The organism is Mesorhizobium sp. WSM3626, from assembly GCF_000513935.1.
GTDB classification, from domain to species: Bacteria; Pseudomonadota; Alphaproteobacteria; order Rhizobiales; family Rhizobiaceae; genus Mesorhizobium; species Mesorhizobium salmacidum.
In genome coordinates this window covers 80,942-105,351 of sequence record NZ_AZUY01000013.1, presented here as the reverse complement: position 1 = coordinate 105,351, position 24,410 = coordinate 80,942, and the positions used below count along the sequence as shown (strand labels likewise).

24 protein-coding genes and 2 pseudogenes are annotated in these 24,410 nt (G+C 60.8%); 11 read left to right on the top strand and 15 right to left on the bottom strand.

The annotated features are described in order from the left end of the window. Positions 1 to 4: 4 nt before the first annotated feature. Positions 5 to 1,345, bottom strand: coding sequence for an extracellular solute-binding protein (locus M653_RS0113165; protein WP_084636651.1), 1,341 nt, complete (start codon positions 1,343 to 1,345; stop codon positions 5 to 7). A gap of 198 nt (positions 1,346 to 1,543) precedes the next feature. On the opposite strand from M653_RS0113165, the gene M653_RS01000000132470 reads away from it, so the two are divergent. The 3 genes from M653_RS01000000132470 to M653_RS0113150 all read left to right on the top strand — a co-directional run bounded on the left by M653_RS01000000132470 (position 1,544) and on the right by M653_RS0113150 (position 4,577). Next, positions 1,544 to 2,593 (top strand): helix-turn-helix domain-containing protein, encoded by a 1,050-nt coding sequence (locus M653_RS01000000132470; protein WP_084636649.1) that lies wholly within the window; start codon positions 1,544 to 1,546, stop codon positions 2,591 to 2,593. Between the two features lie 539 nt (positions 2,594 to 3,132). Next, complete coding sequence (locus M653_RS0113155) at positions 3,133 to 3,408, top strand: hypothetical protein (protein WP_027143767.1); 276 nt, start codon at positions 3,133 to 3,135, stop codon at positions 3,406 to 3,408. After that, positions 3,405 to 4,577 (top strand): hypothetical protein, encoded by a 1,173-nt coding sequence (locus M653_RS0113150; protein ID WP_027143766.1) that lies wholly within the window; start codon positions 3,405 to 3,407, stop codon positions 4,575 to 4,577. The genes M653_RS0113155 and M653_RS0113150 overlap by 4 nt, the downstream gene beginning before the upstream one ends. A 360-nt stretch (positions 4,578 to 4,937) precedes the next feature. On the opposite strand, the pseudogene M653_RS1000000137635 reads toward M653_RS0113150, so the two are convergent. Then, positions 4,938 to 5,024: pseudogene (locus M653_RS1000000137635) on the bottom strand (damage-inducible protein); the annotation flags it as partial. Between the two features lie 295 nt (positions 5,025 to 5,319). Between M653_RS1000000137635 and M653_RS0113135 the strand changes: the two are divergent. Further along, positions 5,320 to 6,594: a DUF4238 domain-containing protein gene (locus tag M653_RS0113135; protein ID WP_027143763.1), complete on the top strand. Its 1,275-nt coding sequence runs from the start codon at positions 5,320 to 5,322 to the stop codon at positions 6,592 to 6,594. 2 nt (positions 6,595 to 6,596) lie between these two features. On the opposite strand, the gene M653_RS0113130 is transcribed toward M653_RS0113135, so the two are convergent. Beyond that, a complete protein-coding gene (locus M653_RS0113130) occupies positions 6,597 to 7,430 on the bottom strand; it encodes a hypothetical protein (RefSeq protein ID WP_156938189.1) in 834 nt (277 codons plus the stop codon). 84 nt (positions 7,431 to 7,514) lie between these two features. Continuing rightward, positions 7,515 to 8,243, bottom strand: a complete 729-nt coding sequence (locus tag M653_RS0113125) for a DUF2971 domain-containing protein (RefSeq protein WP_027143761.1) — start codon at positions 8,241 to 8,243, stop codon at positions 7,515 to 7,517. A 151-nt stretch (positions 8,244 to 8,394) separates the two neighbouring features. On the opposite strand from M653_RS0113125, the gene M653_RS01000000132465 reads away from it, so the two are divergent. Both M653_RS01000000132465 and M653_RS0113115 read left to right on the top strand, forming a co-directional pair. Continuing rightward, positions 8,395 to 8,646 (top strand): helix-turn-helix transcriptional regulator, encoded by a 252-nt coding sequence (locus M653_RS01000000132465; RefSeq protein ID WP_198028769.1) that lies wholly within the window; start codon positions 8,395 to 8,397, stop codon positions 8,644 to 8,646. Positions 8,647 to 8,756: 110 nt separating this feature from the next. Continuing rightward, positions 8,757 to 8,978: pseudogene (locus M653_RS0113115) on the top strand (hypothetical protein); the annotation flags it as partial. Between the two features lie 354 nt (positions 8,979 to 9,332). Here M653_RS0113115 and M653_RS0113110 read toward each other — a convergent pair. Continuing rightward, positions 9,333 to 10,049, bottom strand: a complete 717-nt coding sequence (locus tag M653_RS0113110; RefSeq protein ID WP_027143759.1) for an SMC-Scp complex subunit ScpB — start codon at positions 10,047 to 10,049, stop codon at positions 9,333 to 9,335. Between the two features lie 2 nt (positions 10,050 to 10,051). Further along, entirely contained in the window at positions 10,052 to 11,005 is a 954-nt protein-coding gene (locus tag M653_RS0113105; protein ID WP_027143758.1) for a DUF1403 family protein, read from the bottom strand. 169 nt (positions 11,006 to 11,174) lie between these two features. Between M653_RS0113105 and M653_RS0113100 the strand changes: the two genes are divergently transcribed. From M653_RS0113100 to M653_RS0113090, 3 genes are read left to right on the top strand one after another with little or no spacing between them, the layout of a single operon-like run. Then, positions 11,175 to 11,432, top strand: a complete 258-nt coding sequence (locus M653_RS0113100) for a type II toxin-antitoxin system VapB family antitoxin (RefSeq protein WP_027143757.1) — start codon at positions 11,175 to 11,177, stop codon at positions 11,430 to 11,432. Continuing rightward, positions 11,432 to 11,818: a type II toxin-antitoxin system VapC family toxin gene (locus M653_RS0113095; RefSeq protein ID WP_027143756.1), complete on the top strand. Its 387-nt coding sequence runs from the start codon at positions 11,432 to 11,434 to the stop codon at positions 11,816 to 11,818. Before M653_RS0113100 ends, M653_RS0113095 begins: the two co-directional genes overlap by 1 nt. Positions 11,819 to 11,820: 2 nt before the next feature. Beyond that, a complete protein-coding gene (locus tag M653_RS0113090; protein WP_198028767.1) occupies positions 11,821 to 12,963 on the top strand; it encodes a site-specific integrase in 1,143 nt (380 codons plus the stop codon). A 250-nt stretch (positions 12,964 to 13,213) separates the two neighbouring features. On the opposite strand, the gene M653_RS0113085 is transcribed toward M653_RS0113090, so the two are convergent. The 7 genes from M653_RS0113085 to M653_RS01000000132460 form a co-directional block, all read right to left on the bottom strand. Beyond that, positions 13,214 to 13,696 carry an RES family NAD+ phosphorylase gene (locus M653_RS0113085; RefSeq protein WP_027143754.1) on the bottom strand — a complete coding sequence of 161 codons (483 nt, stop codon included), beginning with the start codon at positions 13,694 to 13,696 and terminating at the stop codon, positions 13,214 to 13,216. Continuing rightward, positions 13,693 to 14,127 (bottom strand): antitoxin Xre-like helix-turn-helix domain-containing protein, encoded by a 435-nt coding sequence (locus tag M653_RS0113080; RefSeq protein ID WP_027143753.1) that lies wholly within the window; start codon positions 14,125 to 14,127, stop codon positions 13,693 to 13,695. Before M653_RS0113080 ends, M653_RS0113085 begins: the two co-directional genes overlap by 4 nt. A 71-nt stretch (positions 14,128 to 14,198) precedes the next feature. Then, positions 14,199 to 15,539, bottom strand: coding sequence for a plasmid replication protein RepC (gene repC / locus M653_RS0113075; RefSeq protein WP_027143752.1), 1,341 nt, complete (start codon positions 15,537 to 15,539; stop codon positions 14,199 to 14,201). Between the two features lie 156 nt (positions 15,540 to 15,695). Next, on the bottom strand, positions 15,696 to 16,661 hold the full coding sequence (gene repB / locus M653_RS0113070) for a plasmid partitioning protein RepB (RefSeq protein ID WP_027143751.1): 966 nt from the start codon (positions 16,659 to 16,661) through the stop codon (positions 15,696 to 15,698). 80 nt (positions 16,662 to 16,741) lie between these two features. Further along, complete coding sequence (gene repA, locus M653_RS0113065; RefSeq protein ID WP_027143750.1) at positions 16,742 to 17,944, bottom strand: plasmid partitioning protein RepA; 1,203 nt, start codon at positions 17,942 to 17,944, stop codon at positions 16,742 to 16,744. Between the two features lie 191 nt (positions 17,945 to 18,135). Further along, the gene (locus M653_RS1000000136675; RefSeq protein WP_156938188.1) at positions 18,136 to 18,897 is read right to left on the bottom strand and encodes a hypothetical protein; all 762 of its coding nucleotides are present in this window, start codon (positions 18,895 to 18,897) and stop codon (positions 18,136 to 18,138) included. A gap of 372 nt (positions 18,898 to 19,269) precedes the next feature. Further along, positions 19,270 to 20,313: an EamA family transporter gene (locus M653_RS01000000132460; RefSeq protein ID WP_084636640.1), complete on the bottom strand. Its 1,044-nt coding sequence runs from the start codon at positions 20,311 to 20,313 to the stop codon at positions 19,270 to 19,272. Between the two features lie 42 nt (positions 20,314 to 20,355). On the opposite strand from M653_RS01000000132460, the gene M653_RS01000000132455 reads away from it, so the two are divergent. Next, positions 20,356 to 20,991, top strand: coding sequence for an ABATE domain-containing protein (locus tag M653_RS01000000132455; RefSeq protein WP_051442662.1), 636 nt, complete (start codon positions 20,356 to 20,358; stop codon positions 20,989 to 20,991). Between the two features lie 213 nt (positions 20,992 to 21,204). On the opposite strand, the gene M653_RS0113045 is transcribed toward M653_RS01000000132455, so the two are convergent. Both M653_RS0113045 and M653_RS1000000136670 read right to left on the bottom strand, forming a co-directional pair. Beyond that, positions 21,205 to 22,311, bottom strand: a complete 1,107-nt coding sequence (locus M653_RS0113045) for an ABC transporter substrate-binding protein (RefSeq protein WP_027143748.1) — start codon at positions 22,309 to 22,311, stop codon at positions 21,205 to 21,207. A 209-nt stretch (positions 22,312 to 22,520) separates the two neighbouring features. Beyond that, positions 22,521 to 23,159, bottom strand: coding sequence for a CGNR zinc finger domain-containing protein (locus M653_RS1000000136670; RefSeq protein WP_051442661.1), 639 nt, complete (start codon positions 23,157 to 23,159; stop codon positions 22,521 to 22,523). Between the two features lie 53 nt (positions 23,160 to 23,212). On the opposite strand from M653_RS1000000136670, the gene M653_RS01000000132445 reads away from it, so the two are divergent. Then, positions 23,213 to 24,007: a DUF2066 domain-containing protein gene (locus M653_RS01000000132445; protein WP_051442660.1), complete on the top strand. Its 795-nt coding sequence runs from the start codon at positions 23,213 to 23,215 to the stop codon at positions 24,005 to 24,007. Positions 24,008 to 24,410 lie beyond the last annotated feature (403 nt).

Genomic DNA, 24,410 nt, shown 5'->3' with positions numbered 1-24,410 from the left:
GGGATCAGCCTTCATCCAGGTCCGATTGCCACTGCGCCTGGATCTGCTGCATCGCGGCGTCGATCGTCGTCTGTCCCGACCATACGCCCTCGAGCGTCTTGGCGAGGAAATTTCCGCCTGAGTAGATCGTGAAGTTCGGGCCGTTCACCACCGGGATCTCGCCGACGGTAGCAAAGCTCATTCCATCCACGAAGGCGCCGCGAATATCCCAGGGGCTGCCGGCGGTCTTGTAGTCCGGACGCCCCAGGATCGATTTGCGCGGAGAGGCGCCGCGCCCGACCGTCGTCCACAGGAAGCTGTTGTCCGATAGCCATTTGACGGCCGCCATCGTTGCCTCGTGGCGACCCGGGTCAGCCTGCTTGTAGAATTCCAGGCCACCCATCTCGAAATAGGTGACATGCTTGGCGCCTATCTTGGGAAATAGCACCGTCTTGAACGGCAGTTTCTGCGCGACATAACCGTTGAGCGTCCACGGGCCGGTCCAGAAGATCGAGCCCTGCCCCGTTCCGAAAGCCTTGTAGCGGTCGGTGACGTCGCGGGTCGAAACCTTGTGCTTGTCGAAAAGGTCGAGCACCCATTGCATTGCCGCCTTGCCGGCCTCGGGATTGACGCACGCGGTCTTCAGATCGTCACTGGCGCGCTGGAAACCCATCTGTTCCGCGACAATGCCCCATGTGACGGTGGGCTGAACGCCGGAACCGGTCATCATGATCCCCGAACGCGTGACCTTGTCGCCTTCGCGCTTGGTCATGGCCTTCGCCCATTCCAGCAGTGTATCGCCATCCATCGGCGGCTTACTGGGGTCGAGACCCGCTTCCTTGACATGATCGAGATTGATCTCAGGCTGAAGGCTCATCAGGTCCATGGGGATCATGAAGACCTTGTTGTCGTATTTCGGGTAGCGCGAGGCGGTGATCGACGATGCGCTGAAGTCGGCGAGGTCGAGACCCGAACTGGCGATGAGATCATCAAGCGGTATGATGACCTCGTCGCGCGCCAGCTGGGCCGACTTGCCCGCCGTGCCCCAGCCGAAGTCTGGTGCCTTGCCGGTGGCCGCTGCCGCGAGCACCTTGGTTACATATTGCTCCTCAGGGACCACCTCCATGCGGATCTGGACGCTCTTGTCCTTGTGCGCATCGTTGAAGGCGGCGATCATCTTGGCCCACACCTCGCCGTCCGAAGCCGATAGCCAGCTCCAGTGCACGATCTCGATTGGGTTGGCGGCCGAGGCCCGACCTGTCCAGATGTGGGGAACAGCAAGCCCTACCCCAGCTGCCGCGGCCGACCTCAGAAGTGTCCGGCGGTTCAGAGCAAAAGTCGATTTGTTCAATGAAGTCAAATCCATGACAGCCTCCCACGCGGCATGCGCTTGGCGCTCGCCACGCTCTGTTAGAGCTTATTTTTCTATGTTCCCTCGCCTCGACCGTCCGAGGACGCATTGTTGGCGTAGTCGTACTGTTGGCCAATCGCGGTCAGGGTAGTTGATCTGCAGCGTCACATAATTTACCCGTGGCGTCGCATCTCAATTTTTTGGTAATGCAGCATGGCTTCCGACCAGAACTCTGTCATTGCAGCCGCCTCAAGCCGCCGCCCCCGCTTCGCATTCCTCCTCCAGCCGGAATTCCCCATGAACGCTTACATCATGGCAACGGAGGCGCTGCGCATCGCAAACCAGAACAGCGGACAGGATCTGTTCGAATGGATCGTGATCTCAGACGGCGCCGTGTCAGTGCGCGCCAGCAACGGCATGTGGGTGTCGGCAAATCACGATCTTGCGACCTTCCCCAGATGCGACTTCGTCGTGGTCCTGGAGGGCAATTTGCCGACGCAGAATATTTCGGCAGGTGTCCGTGGAGCACTGCGCAATGCGTACCGCCACGGTTCAATGATCGTAGGTGTGGACACCGGCGCCTTCGCGATTGCGGCGGCCGGCCTTTCCGGCGAGCGCGAGGCCGTCGTGCATTGGGAAGCCGTGTCGTCCTATCTTGACCATTTTCCGCAAGCGGAGACCAAGAATCAGATCTATTCGATCGACCGGCAGCTTGCCTTCTGCGCAGGCGGCGTCGCGACCCTCGATATGATGCTCGACCTAATCGGCCGTCTTCGCGGCGCAGTCCTGGCCGGCGAGGTGGCCAATGCGCTGATCCACAAGCCGCGCGAGGGCGGCCATCCGCAGAGGACCGACGACAGCGAGGTCGATGAAGCGCGCCCGTCTCTGTCGCGAAAGATCGTTGCGCTGATGGAGGAGAATCTGGACTTCCCGCTTCCGCCCAAGGCGCTGGCCAAACAACTCAGCATTTCGGTGCGGACGTTGGAGCGCTATTGTTTGCGTCACTTCAACCAGACGCCAAACCAACTCTATCTTCGCACCCGACTGCAATCGGCGCGCAGTTTGCTATTCTACGAGGATCGCGAAATCAAGGATGTCGCTGTGACGTGCGGCTTCTCCTATCCATCTGTATTCACGCGTTCCTTCACGGCGCAATTCGGCCAGTCGCCGCTCGCCTTCCGCCGAGCCTTCCGCGAGATGCAGTTAACGGTCAGGCCCGAAATCGTACGCATGTCGCAGCCGCCGCGCTCCAACGAGCAATGAACCTCAACGCAACCGTGCGCGCACTGATCTCCTGGATGACAACATCAGGGGCATGCTGAAGAGCATGTCCATCCCATGGCATAGCCGAGTTGGGTGCCGACCTTCGAATAGGTGGCGATGCCCCATGCACCGGTGATCAGGCCGCAGACTTGACCGCTATAGCTATTCCCGAAATGGGTTCGTGAAACGGACCGCCACCCCGACTCCATGCTCTCAGGTTTATAGCCCGCCCAGATCCAGTCTGCCATTTATGCGACTTTCGAAGCACAAAAAGCGAACATCCAGTGGCGGCTTATGTGGTTTCGGCGTCAACAGCTCTGGCTCAGTTCGGCGTCATGATTAGCTGGAACGGCGAGGATAGCAGCCGGTCAAACTTTCAAATTGTCACGCAACCCATGCGCCAGGCGTGAGTGACGGAAGCGAAGGAGGCGTCCGCTCTTCGCACGGCAACATAACCAAGCTTTGGTTGGCCATTGGCAAAAGTGCTAGAATTTGCCTGGAGGAGAGCAAATATCCGAGCCGGCAGACGAGAGGGCGGAATGGAAATCCATCTGGTTGCGGACACCAACCTTTTCTTCGAGTGCAAGCCACTCGACCAGCTGCCGTGGCAAGAGCTCGGCTACGATCCGATTGTCATCCTCTTGGCGAAGCCCGTCCTGGATGAGATCGACAAGCACAAGAATGCCAATAGCCGCACGCGCGATCGCGCGCTCGAAATATTTCGGCGCGTCCGCCAAATGCTGAAGTTTTCGGTGCTGGAATCCGAAATCCGGACATCCGCGCCAAAGGTCGTGTTGCGCCGCATGCCAGCGTGAAACCGGATCCCGCGCTGGAGGAACATCTGGATTACACGAAAACCGACGAGAGACTCATCGGCATCGTGTCCACGCTGAACGCGCGGTCCCCAGAACACCGCGTATTATTGTTCACCGAAGATGCCGGACCAGCCATCACCGCTGATGGCCTAGCTATCCCATACCTTATGATCGACGAAAGCTGGCGACGCCCTCCGCTGGCAACGGACGATGCCAAAAGGATCAAAGAGCTCAAAAGGGAAATAGAAGCCTATCGGGCGCAGGAGCCGCGGATTTCGATCGGCACCTGCGAAAGCGCGGACGGTTCGAACACGATAGCCGCGACTAGAAAGGTCGCGACCCCGCTCACGCAAATGGAAATTGGGGGAGTTCTCGCGGCACTCAAACTTAAGCATGCGCTCGTAACAGACTTCACGCCGCCCTCTCCGTCGAGCACGACCGATGCTTCGGGCGAGGTGACGAAGATCGAGTACTCTTCCCCTGCCGAAGACGATATCAGCAAATACCGCGACGTGCTTTACCCGCAATGGATTGAACGATGCCACGCGATCCTGTCGCAGCTCCATCACGGCCGCGACGAGATCGAGCCGCCCGTTATGGTGCGCTGGCCGATATCGAACAACGGCACCCGCCCTGCATCGCAGGTTCGCCTCGAGTTCGAGGCGAAAGGTTCGCTGGCACTCCGGCGTATCCGGACAGACGACGACGAGGATTCCGCGACTGGTGCGCCTTTGCGATTGCCGCCGACACCCCCCACCACACAGTTTCCGCCACCACCCAAACCTCCGTCATTTCAAAAGCAGGTTACGCGTATATCGCCACCTGCCGAACCGAAACCGAAGGTGACGCAGGGACTCGACATCTCGAAACTGATGGCTTCTGGAGCACTAGGCGACAACCCCCGGCACATCGCAGAGATGTCCAAAATGCTTGGGCGCTTGGATACTTCCGCGGTGAGTGCAGCAGCCCGTCTGCTGCAGCATGATGTGTTTCGCACCTTCAGTCCCGACGCGTTTTCCGGTCAGGCGTCATCCGAGACAGTTTCGTATCGGCCCTTAGGGACCTACATTCCAGATCCGCATGACCCGGAATCCTTCTACTATGAGGACTGGCCGACGACCGGCATCGTGAAGAAGGGTGCCTTGACGTGCGACCTTTGGCGTCACTAGGCCGGCGAACAGGTTTTCGAATTTGAGGTGTTGTTCACAAAGACAGGAGAAGCCCGCGGCATTGTCGAATGCACGGTGCATGCCGAGAACTTGGCAAAGCCCGAACAAGCAAGGCTGATTGTCAGTCGGACTTTGGATTCGTTTAGCGTATCGGATGTGGCGAGCGCCATGGTCGAGATCTGCAATTAGCGTGCTTCGATCCTGAGTGCAGTTAGCATCTCGGGCGTGATCGTCCCGGTTACCTTCAGAGAGTAGTCCGCCTGCATATTCTGCAGTCCGGACCTCAGGTCGGGATTCATTTCGCCGTCTATCTCGCCGCTGTAGTAGCCGAACGCAAGCAAGGCGAATTGGACCTCCTGGTTCCACTTCAAAATCGGCGCTTTCTCCCGCTCTCACCCGGATGAGTTCGCGCTGCCAGCGAGCACGGCCGATGCCGGGGACCGGCAAGTCGATACCGGGAACGCCGAACGGAAGCACCGCGCGATGGCGCGCCGGCCCGCTTCGAGCGTGCGATTCGCTCGATGGCAGGGCTGGCGGCCGGCTGACCCATGGGTCTTCCCATGGATTTCGGGCTGGTATGTTCCTTATCTGTTCTATTCGATGGGAATGTGGCTGCCCGTCAATCGCGACGCGCCGAGCCATTGCCGGTCATCGGATGCAAACGAAGTTTGCTGCTATGATGCGCTTCGGACTGCTTCCGCACCATCAACTGTGCTGAGGGGCCGCATCACGGCAGGAAACGATGAGTCGACCATCGAAAAAGCATCACTTCGTTCCTCAGGCCCAACTTCGGCACTTTGCCGCCGACCCAGAACGGCGCTCCATCTACGTTTTCGCCAAGCGGTCCGACCGGTCCTTTCTGACGTCGATTGCCAACGCTGGCTCCGAGAACGACTTCAATACGGTGATCCTGGGGGACACGAGATGGAACTTCGAAGACCTCTTTCAGGAGGTCGATGCCCGCTCCGCCCGCCTCGTCGCCGAAATCCTCTCGCGACGCTCGCTGACGTGGATGACGGCGGACGATCGTATTGCACTGGCCGATTTCTTCGCGACCCAGATGCTACGGACTCATTTTAGCCGAACGGGACCAAAGCATCTGGCGGGCCAATTGCGGGAGATGACGCGCCAGGTCGGCTATGACCCGGATTCCGATCCGCACATGGCCATGCCCTCTGACGCGGCAGTGAGGCTCGGTGCCGTCAAGGCGTTCCTTGAACGGGAAGGTCACACCGTCGCGCTGCTTCATCTTCATCCCGCCCTCTATGCGAGCGACGGCGAGCATCGCTTCATCATCTCGGACCATCCGGTCAGCCGCATCAACGCCTTCCCCTACGGAGATGTCGGGCTCACTTCGCCGGGCGTCATGGTGATGCTGCCGGTTTCACCTGGCCTGACGCTTGCGTTGCATTGCCCGACGATTGCCCAGCGTTACGAACTGGCGGCGAGCGCGGACCTTGAGCCTGAACGCAAGGCAAGAATGATCCGCTATCGGGATGGTCTGCGGTCCGGTGAGGCGATCGCCATCGATGGCGACAAGGTACGCTACCTCAATGGTCTCCAGGTCTCGCAAAGCGCCGGCCACCTTTATGCCGATACCGACGCGTTCGACTTCGCACGCGAGATTCTGCAGCAGGACGAGGATCTGCGGAGCGTCGAGGCGCATACCGGACTGGGAAAGATGGGGCATGCGCCCCCGCCGCGATCGGGCATGCCCGCGGGGACCCACCTCATCGTCTTCGGTCCCCTCGATCACTGCGTGCTGGCGATTGAAGAGATCGACGAGGCGGGTGAAGGCCTGACGGCACGAACCAGGCAGGTCGATCTGCTTGCCCAAGTCGCTGCCGACAAGGGAATGTTGCGAGTCGAACTCTATGTCGATCGGCAGGTGAGGCGTGGGATGGGCCAAGTGATGGTCGAGCGCTTTGGCGAACCATCGTCCGGCTGGTTTCGGGTCGTCCATCGCGATCCGAGCCTGAGATCGCTCAGCGCTCAGCTCGATGCCAGGCGCGGCTGAGATTACCGGGCGCGGACAGAGCGCTTCAATATCCGGTCGAGATCGGCGTAGCTGAAGGCCGGGGCGCGGCCGATCAGGAACGACGGCGCGAACACATCGATCAGCTTCTGACCTGGTTTGAGAGCTTCGCGTGTCTCGCGCCGAGCCCGTTTCAGTTGTGCGCTGGAAGGGTTTGCGATGCCGTCACGTTGCAGAACGGCCGTGACCATGCGCTCCAGCCGATCCTGCCGCAGGCGCCCGATGCAGTAGGTTCGGATGTATTGCAACAGCGATTGCAGGAACAAACCCTGGCAATGGAACGACTGCATGACCCCGCCGAGAGTCGCCGCGAATGCGGCCGTCACATTCGAGGTGCGGTTCATCTCCCGATAGAAGGCCAGGGTTTGCGCCTCGAGGAAGCCGACGCTGATTTCCTCAGCCGGCGCGCTGAAGAGATAGGCCGGCACGGGTCGCTTCAGGCTCACCTGCTTGTAGAGATGCAGGCCGAAGCACAGCGCGAAGATGCAGGTGAGATTGTTGGCTGTTGCAACATTGAGGGCCCGCAGATCCTCGATGATCTCGCTCCAGCCGACACAATCGCCGCTCGGTGCAAGCAGGAGGCCGTCGGCAGCCGTTCCGTGAGCATCGACGTGGAGCACGGGCCTCAGCCCCTGCTCGGCCTCCGTCGTCAGCTGCCTGAACAGATCGCTCAGTTCGGCGCGGTCTCGAACAGCATACGCGATGACGGGGAAACCGCCGGCAATGGCGAGGCCCTCAAGGTCTTCGAGGATGCGCCGGCTTGGCCCCATCTCCTGTTCCGGCAGCGAGTGGATCCACACGATCGCGTTGGTCTGCAACGTTTCCGAGATCGTTAGAGCGGTGTCTGAATAGGATATCATTCTGGTGGGTCTCGCCTCGCCCCGATTCCCGTTCGCTGGGTTTCAGACATAGCGGGGTTTGCCCAGAAGGGTGGAAAGCTCAAGGCGATCACTGAGCCCGGCGGCTGCCACATGTTGAGCGACGGTGGCACGCTCGGTTTCGGTGGTGGTCGAGCCAAGCACGATGCGGTCGATCAGAACGGGAAGATCGACGTCGACAAGGATGCCGTGTTCGGGAACCCGGACGCCAAATTCCTCGGCCATGCGAACGGAGATTGCGAGCCGATACTCCCGCTCCCATTCAAAGGCCCTGTGCTTGAAAAAGAACCGGTCGAGCATGGCGACGCCGCGCATCCGAATCTGGGTCAGGTCGACATATTGGACCGGACCACCCCACAGATCTTCGACGCCATATTCCGGTTTGAGACGGAAGGGCTTGAAGGCCGCGCGCATGCGATCGGGCGTCGTGCAGATGGCGATACCCTTGTGCTCTCCGGCGTAGAGCTTCCACATCGCATCGCTCTCGTAAGCGGCGCGGTGCCAGCAGCTTATCTTGGTCAACCGCTTCAGTTGGAAGAAGGCGTGCTCCACGCTCCCCATTTCGGCGTAGCGCGGATCAGGCGGCGGCACGTTCAGCTGGACGGCGACGGCGCCTTCGAACGGATCGATGAACTGGTTGGCCGATGCGAAATAGAGCCGGCTCTCGGCGAGCGTTGAAAGAAAGCGCTCGAGACGGAAATACTTCCAGAGCGTCTCGTTGCCCTCGACAGCAATGTCGCCAACCTCGCGCATGACTACCCCACAGCGACGTTTATAGCTCGGTTGGTGCGGAGAGATACCACCGAACGGTTATTATTCGGCATCTTGCCTTGAAATTTCACCAGTCGGTGATATTTGTTGGATGCAAACCGCTTTATCACTGAGCGGTCATTGGATGTCAAACATGCACATTCGGAGTGTCGACAACGTTCGCCGTTTTCTGCGGGAGGAGCGCAAGCGTCGCGGCCTGACCCAAGGCCAGCTCGCTGACCTTACGGCGACCTCGCAGAAATGGGTCAGCGATTTCGAGCGTGGCCGCGTCGATCCGCCGATGTCGATCGTGCTCAAGGTGCTGGTGTTGCTGGGCGTGACGATCGCGTTCTCGCCGGCGACAATCTCGACGAGTGACCCGGCAGACGCAGGATCCGAATTCTGATGCCCGCATCCATCCGCCTTTACGGTCTTCCTGTTGGCGTCCTCGACGTTGCCAGGGATGGCGATTTGTCCTTTCGCTACGAGCCGGGCTGGCTTGAGCGTACGCAATTGCGGGAACGGCTCCATGGCATAGTCGACCTCACAGGCGTGCCCGAACCGCAGCTGCATGCGAAGTTTCTTGCCTGGGACACCGACCATGTCGTCGTCAGCAGTCTGAACTGGGGGTCCCAGTCTGGACTCGAGGACAACCCCCTCGATGAAATCGGCCTCTATCTGGAGGGGCCAAGCCTGGCGACGTCGTTGCTCGACAACTTCGAGCGCGAACTCGAATGAGATGGCCGCGGCGATCCGTTATTTCAGGCGTGCCGTATCCTCGCAGTTGGGGAACTGGCTGCAGCCCAGAAAACGGCGATTGGCGGGTCCGGTCCGCTCGACAAGTAACCGGCCCGACACGCCGGACACTGGCGCAGAAGGTCGCCGGCGACAGTCTCGAAGCGGAGGTTGTCACCGGCGATCTCCGAGAGCTCTCGGATGTATCGGGATGGTTCCCGGGCGTTCGCCATCGTGGAAGCTTGCGGATTTGGCTATCCCGGCCGAACTTCGGGGCATCCTGTTTTCGTCGCTGCGCCACGCGGGCGGCACCAACCTGGTGGTCTTTCCGGCCAATCGTTCAGCTGCAACGCCCGATCAAAATACCTGGTCCTCAACACTATCGCCGTAGGCTTCTTCCTCTTCGGCGCCCCTCTCCCCAACAAGCCCCACCGGAATGTCTCCCGCCAGCAGCTTCTCCTTCGACAGCAGGCCGGCGTCTTCGAGCGCCTCGAAATCCGGCAGCTGGCGCAGCGTGTCGAGCCCGAACTGCGACAGAAAATTTTTGGTCGTTACATAGGTGTACGGCGCACCCGGCTGCGGGCTGCGCGGCCCCGAGGCGATGAGGTCCTGTGCGCGCAGCACGCCGATCAGATCGCGCGACACCTCCTTGCCGAAGAAGCTTGAAAGCTCGCCTCGCGTGATCGGCTGAAAATAGGCAATGCACATCAGCACGAGGGCCTCCGCCTGCGATAATTCTTTCGCCTCCTGCCCGGCCGTGCCAAATGCACTGCGGATGACGTCCCCAAAAGCCTTTTTGGTCCGGTGCTGCCAGCCGCCGGCGACGGACACCAGCTCATAGGGGCGGCCGGCGAGCTCGGTGCGAATGTCGTCGATGACGAGATCGAGATTGCAGTTCTTGCCCACCACCCGCGCGAGAACACTCCGTGTCACCGGTTCGCTGGCCGCAAAAATCACCGCTTCGACGCGGCCCATCCATTCGCGCCAGCGCAGCTCCGGCGGCAGGTGGTCCAGTTCCGTGTCGAGCAGCACAGGCTGTTCGTTCGGCTTGCGGCGGGCGGACGCTTCGCTCATCGCTACAGCCCAAAAATCCGAAACGAGGAGCGGCCGGAAAGCTCGCGCACGGCCTCGAGCTGTTGCAGCCGCTCGAACAGGCGACGCGCCGCAAAGCGCGACAGGTTCTTTGTCACAAGCGATCCGGAAACGGCATCTTCATTCAGGAGCAAAAAAATCACGCCGCCGGCGCCTTTGGCGCGCAGCTTTGGCGCCAACGCCAGGAGTCTTTCGGCACGGCGCGACAATTCGGCGGCCAGCCGACAGGCCTCCGCCGCCGCTTGAACCAGCGCACCGCAGACCGCCCGCTCAAAATTCCTTTCGCCCGGCCGGATTCTTTTGCCGCCAACTTCAGCGCGGAAGGCTGGCGAAAAGACCTGGGTCATGAGCAGCGGCAGCGGCAGCGGCCACCGAAAACTTTGCGCCAGCACCAGGTCGGCCAGCCACCAGGCAAAAAGCTCGGCATCGGGCCCCATGGCGACGACGCGGGCGGCAATCGCCGCGGCTGCGAACGGCGCCGGCCGGCCGCTGCGGGCCTGGTCGTCGATCGCCGCGCACAGATCGACGAGAGCCTCATCGCCCCAAGCGAGTCCGAGCAGCTCGACCACCTTTGCCAGCCGTTCGGCGCTGACGACGGGCGGCTGCGCGGCCAACTGCCGCCAGGCGCCCAAAATGGCGCCGGCGGGGCCGGGATCGGCGCCGGCCGGGCGCAAGTGCCAGGTGTCACGGAGCGCGGCTTCGTCCTCGGCACGGCCGGCGAGCCGCATGCTGGCGGCGGCACTGCGAAGCGCCAGCCGTTGCCGCCAGGCACCAGCCCAGGAATGCTCTGCCCGGGCAAGTGTGTCGAGCGCGCCCAAGGCGGCGCCGGCCTGGAAAGCGGCGTCCGCGTCATTGGGCGCGCCGCCTGGTGAGAGCGCCCAGATCGGGACGGTTGGCGGCGCGGTGGAGCTGGCGGTCGCGGGATCGAGGCGAATCATGATCCTGGAGGGTAAATCGCGCGTGCGCTTTTGGCTATCATTTTCGCGTTGAAACGCACAGCCTGTCGGACGCACAAAACGAATGATAACGTTGCCTTATCATTCATATTTGCGTAGGCCGGAAACTTGAGGTAGAAACAAATGAAAAGGTAGATTTTAGGAGCTTCTCGTGTCCCTCAACATCAAGAACCCAGCCACCGTCGCTCTTGCCGACGAACTCGCGCGCCGCCAAGGTATCACCAAGACAGCCGCCATTCATCAGGCCCTGAGCGAACGCCTGCATCGCTTGGGCTTCGGTGAAGCCGGACAGGAGCGTCTGCTCGCAGAATTGCACGCCATCCGAGAAAGAGTAGCGCGTTTGCCTGAACTGGACAGGCGGAGCGACGAGGAGATCATCGGCTATGACGACCAAGGAATTCCGAACTGATGGTGATCGATACCTCCGCTTTCGTCGCGATCCTTGGCAGTGAGCCTGAGGCAGCAAAGCTGGAAAGAGCGCTGGTTTCCGACCAGATCCGCTTGGTTCCGGCAACATGCGTGCTCGAGGCACGCGTGGTTTTGGTGAGCCGGCGCGGCGAGCACGCGTTGGCCGAGATCGATCTGTGGCTCCGCAAGATCGAGGCCGACATCATTCCAGTCGAGTCCGAGTTGGTTGATCTGGCAACGCAAGCTTGGCTGTCCTACGGCAAGGGCCGACATCCCGCGGCACTGAATTTTGCTGATTGCTTCTCTTACGCTTTGGCAAAGCGTGCAGACGAGCCACTGCTTTTCATCGGCAAGGATTTCTCCCAGACCGATATTCAGGCGGCATGAGGATGGCGGGGAACGGTCGAACCTCATCTGCGGCTTCCGGAGACGACGATCTTCCCGATATTGTCGACCTGGTCATGGCGATGGGCCGCGCCGACGATGAGGCATCGCATGAACTCCCCTCCCCTGCCCTGCCGGTGGCTGACACGGCTCCACGCCTGCCCGCGCATCTGGAGCGGCTCGCCGACCGCGCCCGCGACTACGTCGAGGCGGCAAGCTCTGCCAACACGCGGCGTGCCTACGCCTCCGACTGGAAGCATTTTGGCGCCTGGTGCCGCCGGCAAAATCTCGAGGTGCTGCCCGACCCGCAGACTGTTGGCCTCTACATCACCGCTTGTGCTTCAGGGGCAGTGTCGGGCGACAAGACGCCGAACTCAGTCAGCACGATCGAACGGCGTCTGTCCTCGCTGGCTTGGAATTTCACCCAGCGCGGCCAACCGCTGGACCGAAAGGATCGGCATATTGCTACCGTGCTCGCAGGCATCCGCAACACCCATGCCTCCCCTCCCCGGCAGAAGGAAGCGATCCTCCCCGAGAATCTGATCGCCATGCTGGAAACACTCGATCGCGGCACGCTGCGGGGATTGCGCGACCGCACGATCTTGCTGCTCGGTTTTGCCGGCGGGCTGCGCCGCTCGGAAATCGTCGGCCTTGACGTTTCGCGCGACCAGACCGAGGACGCCCGCGGCTGGGTGGAATTCTTTTCCGACAAGGGCATTCTGGTGACGCTGCGCGGCAAAACCGGCTGGCGCGAAGTCGAGATCGGCCGCGGCTCCTCCGAGGCAACCTGCCCGGTCGTAGCGCTGCAGACGTGGCTCAAGCTGGCACGCATCGCTCATGGGCCGCTGTTCCGCCGCGTTTCCGGGCGAGGCAAAGCCGTCGGCGCCGATCGGTTGAATGACCAAGAGGTCGCGCGCTTGGTCAAGCGTACCGCCCTCGCCGCCGGCGTCCGCGGCGATCTGTCGGAAGGCGAACGCGGCCTGAAATTCGCCGGGCATTCATTGCGCGCCGGCCTCGCCTCCTCGGCCGAGGTTGACGAGCGCTACGTGCAAAAGCAACTTGGCCACGCCTCGGCCGAGATGACCCGCAAATACCAGCGCCGGCGCGATCGGTTTCGCGTCAACCTAACCAAGGCAAGCGGGCTGTAGCGTTGAAAGTCCCCTCCCCTCCCCCGCAAGAGTGAATTCCCGACGGGGCCGCTCAGCCGTTCGCGTGATCAGTTTCAATGTCGGTCAGCCATGGCTGAGGGCAACGACGTTCTAACAAACCGCGCCTCCGGCAATCTCCAAGTCCATCCGTTTTGGTGAGATTGACCCGGCGAGGGGAGGTCATTGTGTGGGGGAACGCAGCGGAGCCTGCTGTTCCAATTTGTATCTACACGTAAAAGCCCTCGCCTTGCTAAGACCCGAAAAGACGCCGATCCCAGTACACCGGCTGATGCAGGCTGGCCTGGATCGAAGGAAATTCCCGATGAGCGGGATTTATGAGCACGTTATGATCGAGGCGTGCAACCACGCTCGGCACCAGCAGAATGGCACTGCGCTTTTCCAAGCACCATCGTTCGCCGAATTCCTTGCTAACCGTGGCCGGCATCGCGTCCCAACCGGGTAGCGCGGGCGCTGAGAAGACTTCATAGGTGGTTCCGCGGGGGATGGTGATTCCGACGTAATGCTGATTGGGTGGCAGGCGGCCACTGCCGTGCACCAGCTTTTCCAGGACGGCGGTCGAATAGTGCTCGCTCGAGTAGATGACCGGGCTGCCCGATGTATTCCATCGCCCTGGCGCTATGGTCGAACCCGTCGCGTCGAAGATGGGGTAGGCACCTTCAGGATCGCCAACGCGAAAAGCCGACAGCGTGCGGTCGAGAACCTGTGCCGTCACGCAGCGCTGCCGTATTTCAGGCTCGCGAGTATGTCGAGGACCATCTCGGCACCGAACTCGTTCTGGATGACGACGTCGATTGGACGCTTGTCCTCCAGCATGGCGTGGCTGCGAAACAGGAAATCTCGCGCCTCGTCTTCCCTTTGCCAGACTTCGAGTGCCAGATTCCACACCCGTGCGACCCGTGCGACCCGCGTTCCCTCCTCCGAGGACAGGCGCAATTGGCCCTTCTTGCGGCGGTCATAGGTCGCCTTGGGAACAAGGCGGTACTTGAACTGCGAGTCGTTTGGCGAGACGAACTGAGACACACGTTCAAGGGTGGCGAAGGGCAAGCCCTCTTCAATGCGTGAGATTAGGCCAAAAGGAGACAGCGCCGCCGTCCCCCTAATCGGCAGACCAAGCACATCAGCGACATTTGCAAGGGCTAGCATGACAATCTCCATTCCAGATGAGACATTATATAGCCTCACATGAGGCGCAGAACAAGAAGCGCGCTGATCGATCAATCCCAGCCCTTCCGCTTCATGCTGAGCCGCAGAGCCTCGCTGATTTCGGCAGACTTGGAGCTGCCGGTCAATTCATCCCTTCGCGCGGTTTCTTTCCCAGGCGATTTCCCGGCGTTCTGGCTGGCCTTGGCATCAAGCCTTGCGCGCAGCAGCGCCATGACCATCGGCCACACCGAAAACTGACCGTTGCGAGCCCGATCCGTCAGGTTCCTGAGATAGCCGCCCTGACTGTTGATCTGATCGGTTCGCTGCAGCATTGCGGCTATCGTAATGGCAGCCTTTTCAGGCCCCATCACCTGGACCGCTTCCTGCCATGCGCTGGGGCTGACCCCCATATGCGGCCGGGCCAGTTCGGCCGCCGCGACAAAGTCACGCCAGGTTCGAATCTGGGCGCCGCGGGCCATGTTCAGGATTTCCGGGCAGGCGTCCAGCACCATCCCCAGGGGCAAGTCCCGTTTGGGCAGGCTGCGCACATTGTCATCTCGCTCGGCGCTGCTGCTCGCTTCTTTCTGTAGTCCTAAGCCGCGTTCAGTTTCATCGGTAGAATGAGAGTCTGGATTTGAATTCTGTATGTGGCGCTCAGAATGGGACTCATTGGCGTTCAAATCTTGTGATTTGACGAATGTTTCCAACAGCTGATGCACTTCGGCCCAGATGTTCTCCAACTCATCGGCCACCGCTTCCAGCAACTGGCGCGAGGCTGTCCGAGGCAACCGACCGACGGCCGCCTCATATCGCGCCTGAAACCGGCGCCAATCGCCCGGGACCTCCTCATTGAGCCCTGCGTCGATCATCTTGACGATGTCGCGCCGGCAGATGGTCAGACGCTCCTTGACCAGCCTGTAGGCCTTCCGCTCGGCTTGAACGGCGGCGGCCAGTTGTTTGAATTCGTCAGCGCGCGCCACGATCGGCGCCAGGTCGAAGCCATAGGCCAGCTCGATCTCCCCGCCCTCCCCCTTGCGGGCAAAGCGCTTGCCGTTCGGGCTGTCGCGACGGATCACCAGGCCGCATGTCACAAGGACCGATAGATGGCGCCTGAGCGTCGCCGAGGACATGCCATTGGCGCGCCGGATCAGCTGCTCGTTGGAGGGGAATACGACCAGCCCCCCCTCCCCCGACAGCTCGTCGTCGCGGTGAAACGACAAGAGCGCATTGAGTATCGCCAGCGAACGATCGGTCGCGCCAATGGCGTCCCTGGCCTCTGTGATGTCTCGAAAGGCCTGCCATTTGGGCACAGCCGTCGTTCGGTCGATCGCCTTTGCACCTGCCTGGCTTGCCATTTGCGCAAGCGTCATCGGCCGCCGCCCAAAGGGCGTCGTAGAGATATGCGTAACCATTTTCCCTCTGCCTCTAGTCAGGCAAAAGAAATCTGCTCGCCAAACGACGCCCAATAACACTTGACAGTGATTCGCGGATTTGCGATTCTCGGCTTGCTACAGACCTGAGAAGGGCTTCCGTGACGGTGACGTTCGGGGGCCTTTTTCTTTTGCGGATTAGTCTCCTGTTGTCTTCCTCGTTTCAGACTCTCGGAACGCCTCGAACAGCTCCTCGAGCCTGCCGGCAATAAAAGCACCGAAAGCCGAAGCCTCCTTGGATTTCAAAGCCAGCGTGAACACCTTCCCGGTATCGGCAATCCTTGCCTTTACGGAATTGTCTTTTGCAGCCCAGGCCCTTTCGCGCGGCCGCGACGGTGCTGATTTCGCACCCTTGCCGCTTGCCGCCAGCAGCTCATAAAGCGCCTGGAAACGCGCGTCGCTGCCGGCGTGTTGGAATTGGCTGGACTGGACATGCTCGTCGGCTCTGGCGGCATTGGCCGGATGCGCCATGAGCTTGGCCAATTGCCACCAGCGGTCACGGCCGATCCCCTTGGCCGCGCCGATCGCCATTATGATGGATTCGGAGACGTTGCTGGAGACCGACCGCATCTTTGACAATGTCGTGTCGTCAAGCGCCAAGGCCGATTTCACGATGTCGGCCGCATAGCCCTGCTTGAGAAGGCGCTCAGCAAACAGCGTCCGCTCGATAAAGGATAGGTTGGCGCGGGCGGCATTCTCCTGGCCCTGGGCGACGACGTGGTCGCGGTCGTCCAGTTGCTTGACGACGGCTCGCACCGGCCGCCGCAACGCACGTGCAACCCTTACGCGCCGGTGCCCAAACACCGTCTGGTAGCGCCCGGGGGAGGATGGATGCGGCCTGACCAGGATGGGGGAATCCTGTCCGCGCTCCTGGATCGCGCGCATCAGTTCGGAGAATTCCTGCTCGTCATCGCCAATGCGGTCCGACACGAACGAGGTGTCGACGAGCTCGGGGTCCAGATCGACAACCGAGCTTTTCGACAGCTCTTCGAAGGACTGCATGATGGATCGCGAAGCGCCGCGAACGGCGTAGCTCGACACGTCTCTCGTTTGCTCCACGGCAGCGGAGCCCATCACGCTATCGAATATGTCCTTGCGTGCCATTCAGCCCTCCCCCAAATCAGCTACCGGCCTGATTTTGTGGACGAAAACATGCGTTTTTACTGCAGTAAAACTCAATGCCATCACCCCCTGCCCCACGCGCGATGGACGAGAGACACGATTTCGGAATTGACCGCATCGAGTGATTCCATCGCCCGATCGTAGGTCGTGCGTGTGAAAGACGATTTCTCGACCTCGTAGAGTGTCTGCTTGGTTAGTCCGGCATCCGATATGGCGGTCGACTTCAGCATCGGATGCTCAAGGATTTGGCCGGCCAGCATCGATTGCATGAACCCCACCATCTGGGCCTGAGGGATGTCGGTGGGCTCGTAACGGGTGATCAGATATCGGAACCAGTCGAGTTGGATCTCCGCTCCGGCTCCCTTGATGGTTTTCAGGATGCCGCCCAGCATCAGCAGAAACTGGCTCATGGACATGAGATCGAGCATTTGCGGGTGAACAGTAATCAGCACCGATGTCGCCGCCGACATGGCGGTCAAGGTCAGATAGCCGAGCTGCGGGGGACAGTCGACGACCACCACGTCATAGCGGTCGTCGACGTCGCTCAGGGCCTTGGCAATACGCAAGAAGAACTGGCGGCCGGCATTGGATGATTTGTCCTGCATCGCCAATGGCGTGTCGTATTCATATTCCTGGAGCTCGAGATTTGCAGGAACAATGTCGAGGCCCGGGAAATTCGTGGGGACAATGACGTCGGCGATGGACCTGCGCTCCGCATCGTAGCGGATTGCTTCATAGAGCGAGAGGTTCTGGTCGAGTTCCGGCTGGAAACCGTGGAGTGCAGACAAAGATGCCTGCGGATCGAGATCGATGGCAAGGACGCGATGGCCGGTAAGCGCCAGGTGCTGGGCGAGGTGAGCCGCGGTCGTGGTTTTGCCGCTGCCTCCCTTGAAATTAACAACCGCGATGACCTGCAGCTTGTCGGCGGGCTTGCGATGAGGGACGTATTTCTTGACCTCCGTCCTGCCATGCTGGTCGAGAAAGTGGCGAAGCTCCAGCATCTGACCAGCCGTATAGGAGCGTCGACCCGACTGCGCTTGTTCGGGCAGGGGGCCCTTGCCTTCGAGATGGAGCCGTTTCAGATTGTTTTGCGAAACACCGAGGTAATGCGCAACCTCGGCCATGGAGAACGTCCGCAGGGTCTTCGTCGCGTTGGGGGGAAACTTCTCCATGCGAAGCTGATTGAGCCGACGCGATATCTCCGCCCCGTGTTCGAGGATCTTCTCGTCAAACTCGAAGCTGGGCAGCCGCATTGCGATATTCATACTTCCGGAAACCTGAATTGGCGCTTTTTGCTGGGAAACGGACCAACAACCGCCATTAAGCTCCGATTCGCCAGCCCGGGCAAGGAGTTTTGGGTTAAGAGAAGGTTAACGCCCCGTTCGGGTCAACACGGCGCAAAAACGCCTGCCCAAGAAAGCTAACGCGCTGTTTCAATACATATTTTTGCGCAAATTTACGGCAGTAAAGTACAGGCCGGGGATGTTGCCACCGCTGTCGCCCACGCCGGGGGAGGGAGACGGCCGTCATTCGATCCAGGAAGCCGTTTGGGGCCGGCCGAGATATCTATGCATGCAGGCAAAGGGGTGTCAGTCACCTTACGCCGTTGCCAAGGCGGCCAAGCACGTCGATCAGGAGCAGCCCTGCGTCTCGACGAGCAGCGCAATCTCTTGCGCATGACAGCGACCTGTCTGAACCGTCTTTCCTTTGACGACATGAAGCGCCGTGCCAGATTGCCGCCGCGCGGGTCCCACTCAATTGGTTCTGGATACGCGATGCCCTGCCGGCGCTGGCTTCTGATCGCGTCAGCGACGTTTGCTCTTGAGAGACGACCGTCGGCGGCCAGCGCGTGAATGGCGGCTAACACGGTTTTGGTCGCGTCGTATGAGTTCGCGCCATAGTTCTGGAGGTCCGAAGCGTTGCGCATAATCCGTGCGAACGCGCCGGCGACGTGGCCTTTCTCCGGACAGCCGGAAAGAACAAGGACGCCCTCCCCCTGCTCTGCCGCGCCGCCTGCTGGGCGAGGGAAATTGGCAACGTCCCAGCAGCCGTCGTCGATGGCCAGAAGCCGCTTGTCGCCGGCGGCGCCCATGGCACGCAGGAGCGGAGCGCCTTCATAAATGCCGCCATAGAAGATCAGATCGGCCTGTGATGGAAATCCGGACACCAGGTAGGGGAATTCCCTGTGGCCTTCATCGACGCTGGGGAACGCGCTCACCACCCCGCCGGCTTTCACGAATTCGGTCGAACTGGTGGCTCATGTTCCTGCCATAGACGGTATCGGTGGCGACGATCACTGCCGCGCGTTTTGCCAGCTTGCGGGACACGTAGCTTGCGATGGCGGCGGCCCGTCTCGTCATCGCGGTTTGTGAACACGTACGTCAATCCGGATTCCGTTAGCTTGGATTCGACACGATCGGTGTGATGAGCGTCAGCCGCGCCGTGTCATAGGCCGGCGCCGCGCCCAGGCGATGACCGGCCCAAGGGCATAAAGGATCTGGCGATGCGTTCGCCTTGTGCCTCCTCACACGTGGAGTCGCGGCGACAGCCTCGATGGACAAGTTGCTGCTGTCCGCATCATTGGCTTCATCTACAGCCGTCTGGACGGCGTTGGCGATCGCGGCCCAAGCAGCCCAGCATCGCCCGAAAGGGGTGTCGCGATGCCCGAGTCTCGATCGGAACATTCTGTTAGTCGACCGCGAGTTCTGCCCGCCTTGTTTGATCTCCTGGATGGTCGAGCGGAGCCGGTGAAAAGCAGGCCGCTAACAGAAAGGATCACGAGGAGCGCCCCAGTCGCCATCCACATTGACGGGACCTCGCCGAGAAAGGCCCAGCCGAGCAACACAGCGATGATGGGGTTGACGAAGGTGTAAGTCGCTACCAGGGTTGGCGTGACTTTGCGCAAGAGCCAGATGTAAGCCGCAAAGGCAAGCACCGTTCCGGCGACGGTGAGGTATGCCCATCCAGCGATCGACCACCCCGTGATCGAGGAGGGGTGAACAAGGCTCACTTCGCCGTTGGCCGCACCGACAACCGCCAGTGCAGCAGCGCCGGCCCACAATTCGATAACGGACATCACCAGTGGGCTGCTGGACGTTGGGGACTGTTCGGAGACGACCGTTCCGATGCTCCAGGACAGGGACGCACCAAGCAGCAAGAAAATGTCGATCAGGTGCACCGCACCAATTCCGCCAGCACCTTCCTCCCAGGCTATCAGCGCAACTCCAACGACACCGGGGGCAAGAAAGCTCAGTGCCAACGGGCTTGGCCGATTGGGACGTCCGAGGCCTGTCTGAAGCGCCGCAATCCACAACGGGATGGTCGCGAGCATGACTGCGGCCAGGCCCGTTGGAACACGCTGTTGAACGTTGGCAAGGATGCCGTGGCACCCCACGAAGAACAGCAATCCGCACACGATGCCGTAAAGCAGGGACTTCCTAGACGGGGGCTTCGCACCCGACGCCGCTGCAACGACGAAAAGGATTAGGCCGCCCACCATGCAGCGTGCTGCCATCAGCAGAAATGGCGGCAGTGATTGCAGCGCCAGCGCCAAAGCCAGATAGGTCGAGCCCCAGATGAGGTAGATGGCGCCGAAGGCAGTGATCAGGAGAAAACTTGCGCTGGGGAGCTTCATCGGCGTAAAACCTCTTATGAGGTTAGAATTCGGAGACCGCGCTTGGGTTCCCCACAGATCCTGAAAAAGCGACAGCCGGCCTCTGTCGCGAAGGAGGATCTGGCCATCCGCTTTGTCAACACGGTTGCCTGGCGCCTGCGGCAAGCCGCCGAGGAGCGGCTTCCTACGCCCGCGGCACTCCTGGATTGGCTTGATGAGAACGGCGTGCGCATTTCCAACGATCCTGCTGAACTCACGCCGGACAGGGGAGGGGACCTCCAACGGGCCCAAACCGCATATGGAAGCGCCATAGCGCTGCGCGAGACGATCTACGAACTCCTGGTGGCACAGATCAGAAATGTCAGTCCCGCTGCCGACCACGTCCAGGCGTTCAATCGATTTCTGCATCACAGGCCAGCCGCTTTGCTGGAATGGCGAGCCGGCAAATTCGGCTGGCACGGCTCGCATCCAGATGAACTCGATTTTTGCACACCGATCGCGATCTCCGCGGCTGAACTCATGACCGGCCCCCGGGCAGGGCGGGTCAAGCAATGTGGGGACGACCGAGGCTGCGGCTGGCTGTTCGTCGATGAGAGCCGGGCGCAAAACCGGCGGTGGTGTTCCATGGGAGACTGCGGCAACCGCGCCAAGGCGTCGCGCCATTACGCCAGGATCCGCGAGACCAGAAACGCGAAATGACGACATGTCAGCCATCCACAGGTGGTGGTGTACAATCAGGTCGCCCTGAAGCACCAACACTGTCACGACGTCAACTGTGGCCGGCCGTTCGCCATCCTTGAGTGACAGGACACCACCTGGCATCCAGGTTTTCAGGAGGAGTGTAAGGTCGTATCCTTAGGGCATCCTACCGGCCCACCCCGATCGCCGACCCAAGTGAACGCCCGGGGCCGCTCAAGGGGCGTGAAGGATCCGGAACTGCGCTGGGTTGCCTGGGGTTCTTTCGACGATTTGAATTGGCGCAGCAGTCCATTGCCAAACAGCTGCGCCTGGTGTGCGGAAGAACTGGATTTTGCCGCGGGTGCCTTCAACTCTTAAGCGCGGCCATGACTCGGCTATGCTGTTCCGCTCAATTCCGTGGGACCGCATCGCATCGGCAAGGACGGCGATCGTGTCGTAGCCTTCCAAGGCAACGAAGGAGGGCGCCTCTCCCAACTTCTCGCGGAGTGCCCTTTGGACGTATGAACCTAGCGCGCTGAGGTGCTCGGGTCGGTAGCGCAGGAACGGGATCGCAGCGCTATCCTCACCAAGCAATGTGGCCCATTCAGCAAATTCTGGTTGTCCGGCTGGAGCGCCGATCTTGATCGTGGCGAGGCGCCTGTCGTTGCGAACTGACTTGACGATTGAGATTGCTGGCTCCGGATCACCTACCAGAAGAAGAAGCACTGTTGCACGATGGTCGACGAGTTTATCGCACAAAGATGACGGGTCGAGTGAGCTCATGCTGATTTCCGATAAGGACCCGCCTCGTGAGTGAACGTGATCCCGCAGAATGTGAGCGCCAGACGCCCAGTAGACACTTTGCTGCGACGCAACTGCGATCCGATGATGGCCGGCGCGCGAGAGGAAGTCTGCATATATTTGCCATCCGCGGGACTGCGGCGGTGCGAGGCGCGCGACCCATTTCGTCGATAGTTCCGTAAGCCTGTCGAGTACCGCCGACGAGCAGAGAAACGGGACACCGAGCTGGTCGGCCCTGGTAGCCGCAGCGCGAGCAACGACACTGTGATACTCTCCCGCTAGCGCAACCACGCCCAAGCGAGCCAGTTCATCCACCGCCGCGACAGCCTTCTTCGGATCAGCGGCCGTGTCTCGGACAACAAGCTCAAGCGGTTTGCCGGCGACGCCGCCGGCGCCGTTGATTTCGCTGGCGGCAAGCTCAAGGCCGGCAAGCAAGTGTCTGCCTGCCTGAACCCAGCCGGGCCGAGTTAAAGGAGCGAGTGCGCCGATCCTAATCGTCGCTTCCTCGGAGCGCCCAGGCCGCGATACAGTAGATGGCATACGTTCCAAGTCCCCAGCTTTACCAACGCTGACATCACCCCGCTACAGCGCACATGCGTCGGCCGATAGAGACAGTCGGAACCACCTCCAACAATCTGTACCCTCGACGCAAACGATACAGTGCCCCTGGATGCCCAGATGAGCTTGAAGCAGCTCTTGGGCGGACTGCTGCGGACCGCCGGCGGGCACTTTTTTCCGCGTAGCCCACGCTACTTGCGATGTGCCAGGCGATAGCGCGCTGCCTTGGCGCGGTTGCCGCAACTGTCCATCGAGCACCAGCGTCTCGGTTTTGATCGGCTATCGTTGATGAAGAAGCCGCCGCATTTGTCAGCCTCACATTGCCGGATGTCGTTTCCTGACGGGAACAGCACCAGCATGGCTGCGGCTGCAGCTGATCGGCGCAGGGGCAGGTAAATCGCTTGGTTTGTCGACGCGGATGGGAGGTTCAGGATTTGGCTAAGGCCAGCCGAGCCTCCCGCCTGCGCTATCGCTTTATGGATGTCGCGCAAGGCGTTGCGTTTCGGCGCGAGACCACGGCCAAGGTTTTGAGCCGTCACATTGAGCCACGATTTGAGGGCCGCGCGTAGCTTTAGCACCTCAAGATGCACATCGCAGGCGACGCGTTGGTGATTTAGGGCGAGACGCTTGAGGACCCGCCCTTCATTTTCCGACAGCAACAGGGCCGGAATGCAAAAGACCAGCAGGTCTTGGTAGCTTGGAATGAAATCGATCTCATCTCCGTCGCGCCAGTGCAATGTGTTGGCAAGATCAAGTGCGGGCGCGCCACCCAGCATGCGCATGGGTCCGAGCGGCGAGACATAGGTCCGGACAAATTCGGTTGATTCCATCACCGCCAGTATGTAACCTCCTAAACAGTTACTCAAGAGGGCAGGGACGGTCAATGAAGAAGGCTCTGCTGACATTGCTGGCGTGGTTTGCGTTTGCGGTCACGGCACATGCAAATGACGATGTGCTTTATCGCTCAAGCGTCATTGTCACCGGAGATCGGGAGGAAACGCGCGTCCCCTCCATTCCAGAGGGTTTCGAACTGGCAGCGCAAAAGCTGACCGGAAATCCCGACATCGCGCAAAACCCGGCCTTCGCTTCGCTGGCGACCGGAGCGCCTGGCATGGTTTGGTCCTACACCTACCATGATCGCATGTTCGGCACTCCAATTCACGATGAGCAGGGCACGCGCGATCGCCCTTTTGATCTCACATTCCAGTTTGACCGGAAGCGGATGGACCATGCGATGGCGGTGCTGGGCGAGAAGCCATGGCTAGGAGCGCGCCCAAAGCTGGCGCTCGTCGTCGAAGTGACCGACATGGCGCGCAGCTATGTACTGGCCGCCGATGGCGTCCACGGATCGGACCTGCGCGCAAGCTTTGAAGATGCTTCGGCGCGCTTCGCGATACCGATCATATTCGCGAACGAGGCCGATCTCTCGGCGCTGGCTCAGGAAAACCTTGATGCACTCCCTCTTGAGACGCTGGCCAGCCTAAAATCCAGGTTGGGCGCTGACGCGATCTTGGTCGGTCATCTCGATTGGGAAACCAAGGAGCCGGGCTGGCATGCGGTTTGGAGCCTGCCATTTAGTCCAGAAGATACCAAGTGGGAGGTCGGCGGCGTAAATTTCGATGCCGCCTTTCGCAACGCAATCGGAGGTGCCGCCAAGCGCTTACGACCGACCCAATAGTTCGGGTGCCATGACATTGCGGGAGGCCGCCTGTGCATGCAAACGATTCCATGCACGGCGGAGCTGCCGGCTAGAGCCGGAGCGCATCGCCACTGCGTTGCGAGGCTCGTGCGGGAGATCGGACGCCGGACACGAGGTGCGACAGGCCGGGCCTAAACGGCTCCCAAGGGGGAAGGCACCGGCCGCGAAGCAACGCCGAGGCGAGATGATGTCATTGGCCCCCCGCCCTTTGTCTTGCTAGCCATTTGCAACCAGCCCTGCAGGGCCCCGATACCACCGCAGGCTCGGTCGCGTTTTCCCAGCTTATTGCGGTCCCCACGCCACTGGGTTATTTTAGCAGTTGTGGGAACAGCATCCGCCATCGATCGCGGGTGCGACCTTGCCGTCTCGGCAGATTGTGAAG

What these genes read in the sequence shown, in the direction of transcription:
- M653_RS0113165 (WP_084636651.1), bottom strand. Translation starts at nt 1,345, where the DNA reads ATGGATTTGACTTCATTGAACAAATCGACTTTTGCTCTGAACCGCCGG.
- M653_RS01000000132470 (WP_084636649.1), top strand. Translation starts at nt 1,544, where the DNA reads ATGGCTTCCGACCAGAACTCTGTCATTGCAGCCGCCTCAAGCCGCCGC.
- M653_RS0113155 (WP_027143767.1), top strand. Translation starts at nt 3,133, where the DNA reads ATGGAAATCCATCTGGTTGCGGACACCAACCTTTTCTTCGAGTGCAAG.
- M653_RS0113135 (WP_027143763.1), top strand. Translation starts at nt 5,320, where the DNA reads ATGAGTCGACCATCGAAAAAGCATCACTTCGTTCCTCAGGCCCAACTT.
- M653_RS0113125 (WP_027143761.1), bottom strand. Translation starts at nt 8,243, where the DNA reads ATGCGCGAGGTTGGCGACATTGCTGTCGAGGGCAACGAGACGCTCTGG.
- M653_RS01000000132465 (WP_198028769.1), top strand. Translation starts at nt 8,395, where the DNA reads ATGCACATTCGGAGTGTCGACAACGTTCGCCGTTTTCTGCGGGAGGAG.
- M653_RS0113110 (WP_027143759.1), bottom strand. Translation starts at nt 10,049, where the DNA reads ATGAGCGAAGCGTCCGCCCGCCGCAAGCCGAACGAACAGCCTGTGCTG.
- M653_RS0113105 (WP_027143758.1), bottom strand. Translation starts at nt 11,005, where the DNA reads ATGATTCGCCTCGATCCCGCGACCGCCAGCTCCACCGCGCCGCCAACC.
- M653_RS0113095 (WP_027143756.1), top strand. Translation starts at nt 11,432, where the DNA reads ATGGTGATCGATACCTCCGCTTTCGTCGCGATCCTTGGCAGTGAGCCT.
- M653_RS0113090 (WP_198028767.1), top strand. Translation starts at nt 11,821, where the DNA reads ATGGCGGGGAACGGTCGAACCTCATCTGCGGCTTCCGGAGACGACGAT.
- M653_RS0113080 (WP_027143753.1), bottom strand. Translation starts at nt 14,127, where the DNA reads ATGCTAGCCCTTGCAAATGTCGCTGATGTGCTTGGTCTGCCGATTAGG.
- repC (WP_027143752.1), bottom strand. Translation starts at nt 15,539, where the DNA reads ATGGTTACGCATATCTCTACGACGCCCTTTGGGCGGCGGCCGATGACG.
- repB (WP_027143751.1), bottom strand. Translation starts at nt 16,661, where the DNA reads ATGGCACGCAAGGACATATTCGATAGCGTGATGGGCTCCGCTGCCGTG.
- repA (WP_027143750.1), bottom strand. Translation starts at nt 17,944, where the DNA reads ATGAATATCGCAATGCGGCTGCCCAGCTTCGAGTTTGACGAGAAGATC.
- M653_RS01000000132460 (WP_084636640.1), bottom strand. Translation starts at nt 20,313, where the DNA reads ATGAAGCTCCCCAGCGCAAGTTTTCTCCTGATCACTGCCTTCGGCGCC.
- M653_RS0113045 (WP_027143748.1), bottom strand. Translation starts at nt 22,311, where the DNA reads ATGCCATCTACTGTATCGCGGCCTGGGCGCTCCGAGGAAGCGACGATT.
- M653_RS1000000136670 (WP_051442661.1), bottom strand. Translation starts at nt 23,159, where the DNA reads ATGGAATCAACCGAATTTGTCCGGACCTATGTCTCGCCGCTCGGACCC.
- M653_RS01000000132445 (WP_051442660.1), top strand. Translation starts at nt 23,213, where the DNA reads ATGAAGAAGGCTCTGCTGACATTGCTGGCGTGGTTTGCGTTTGCGGTC.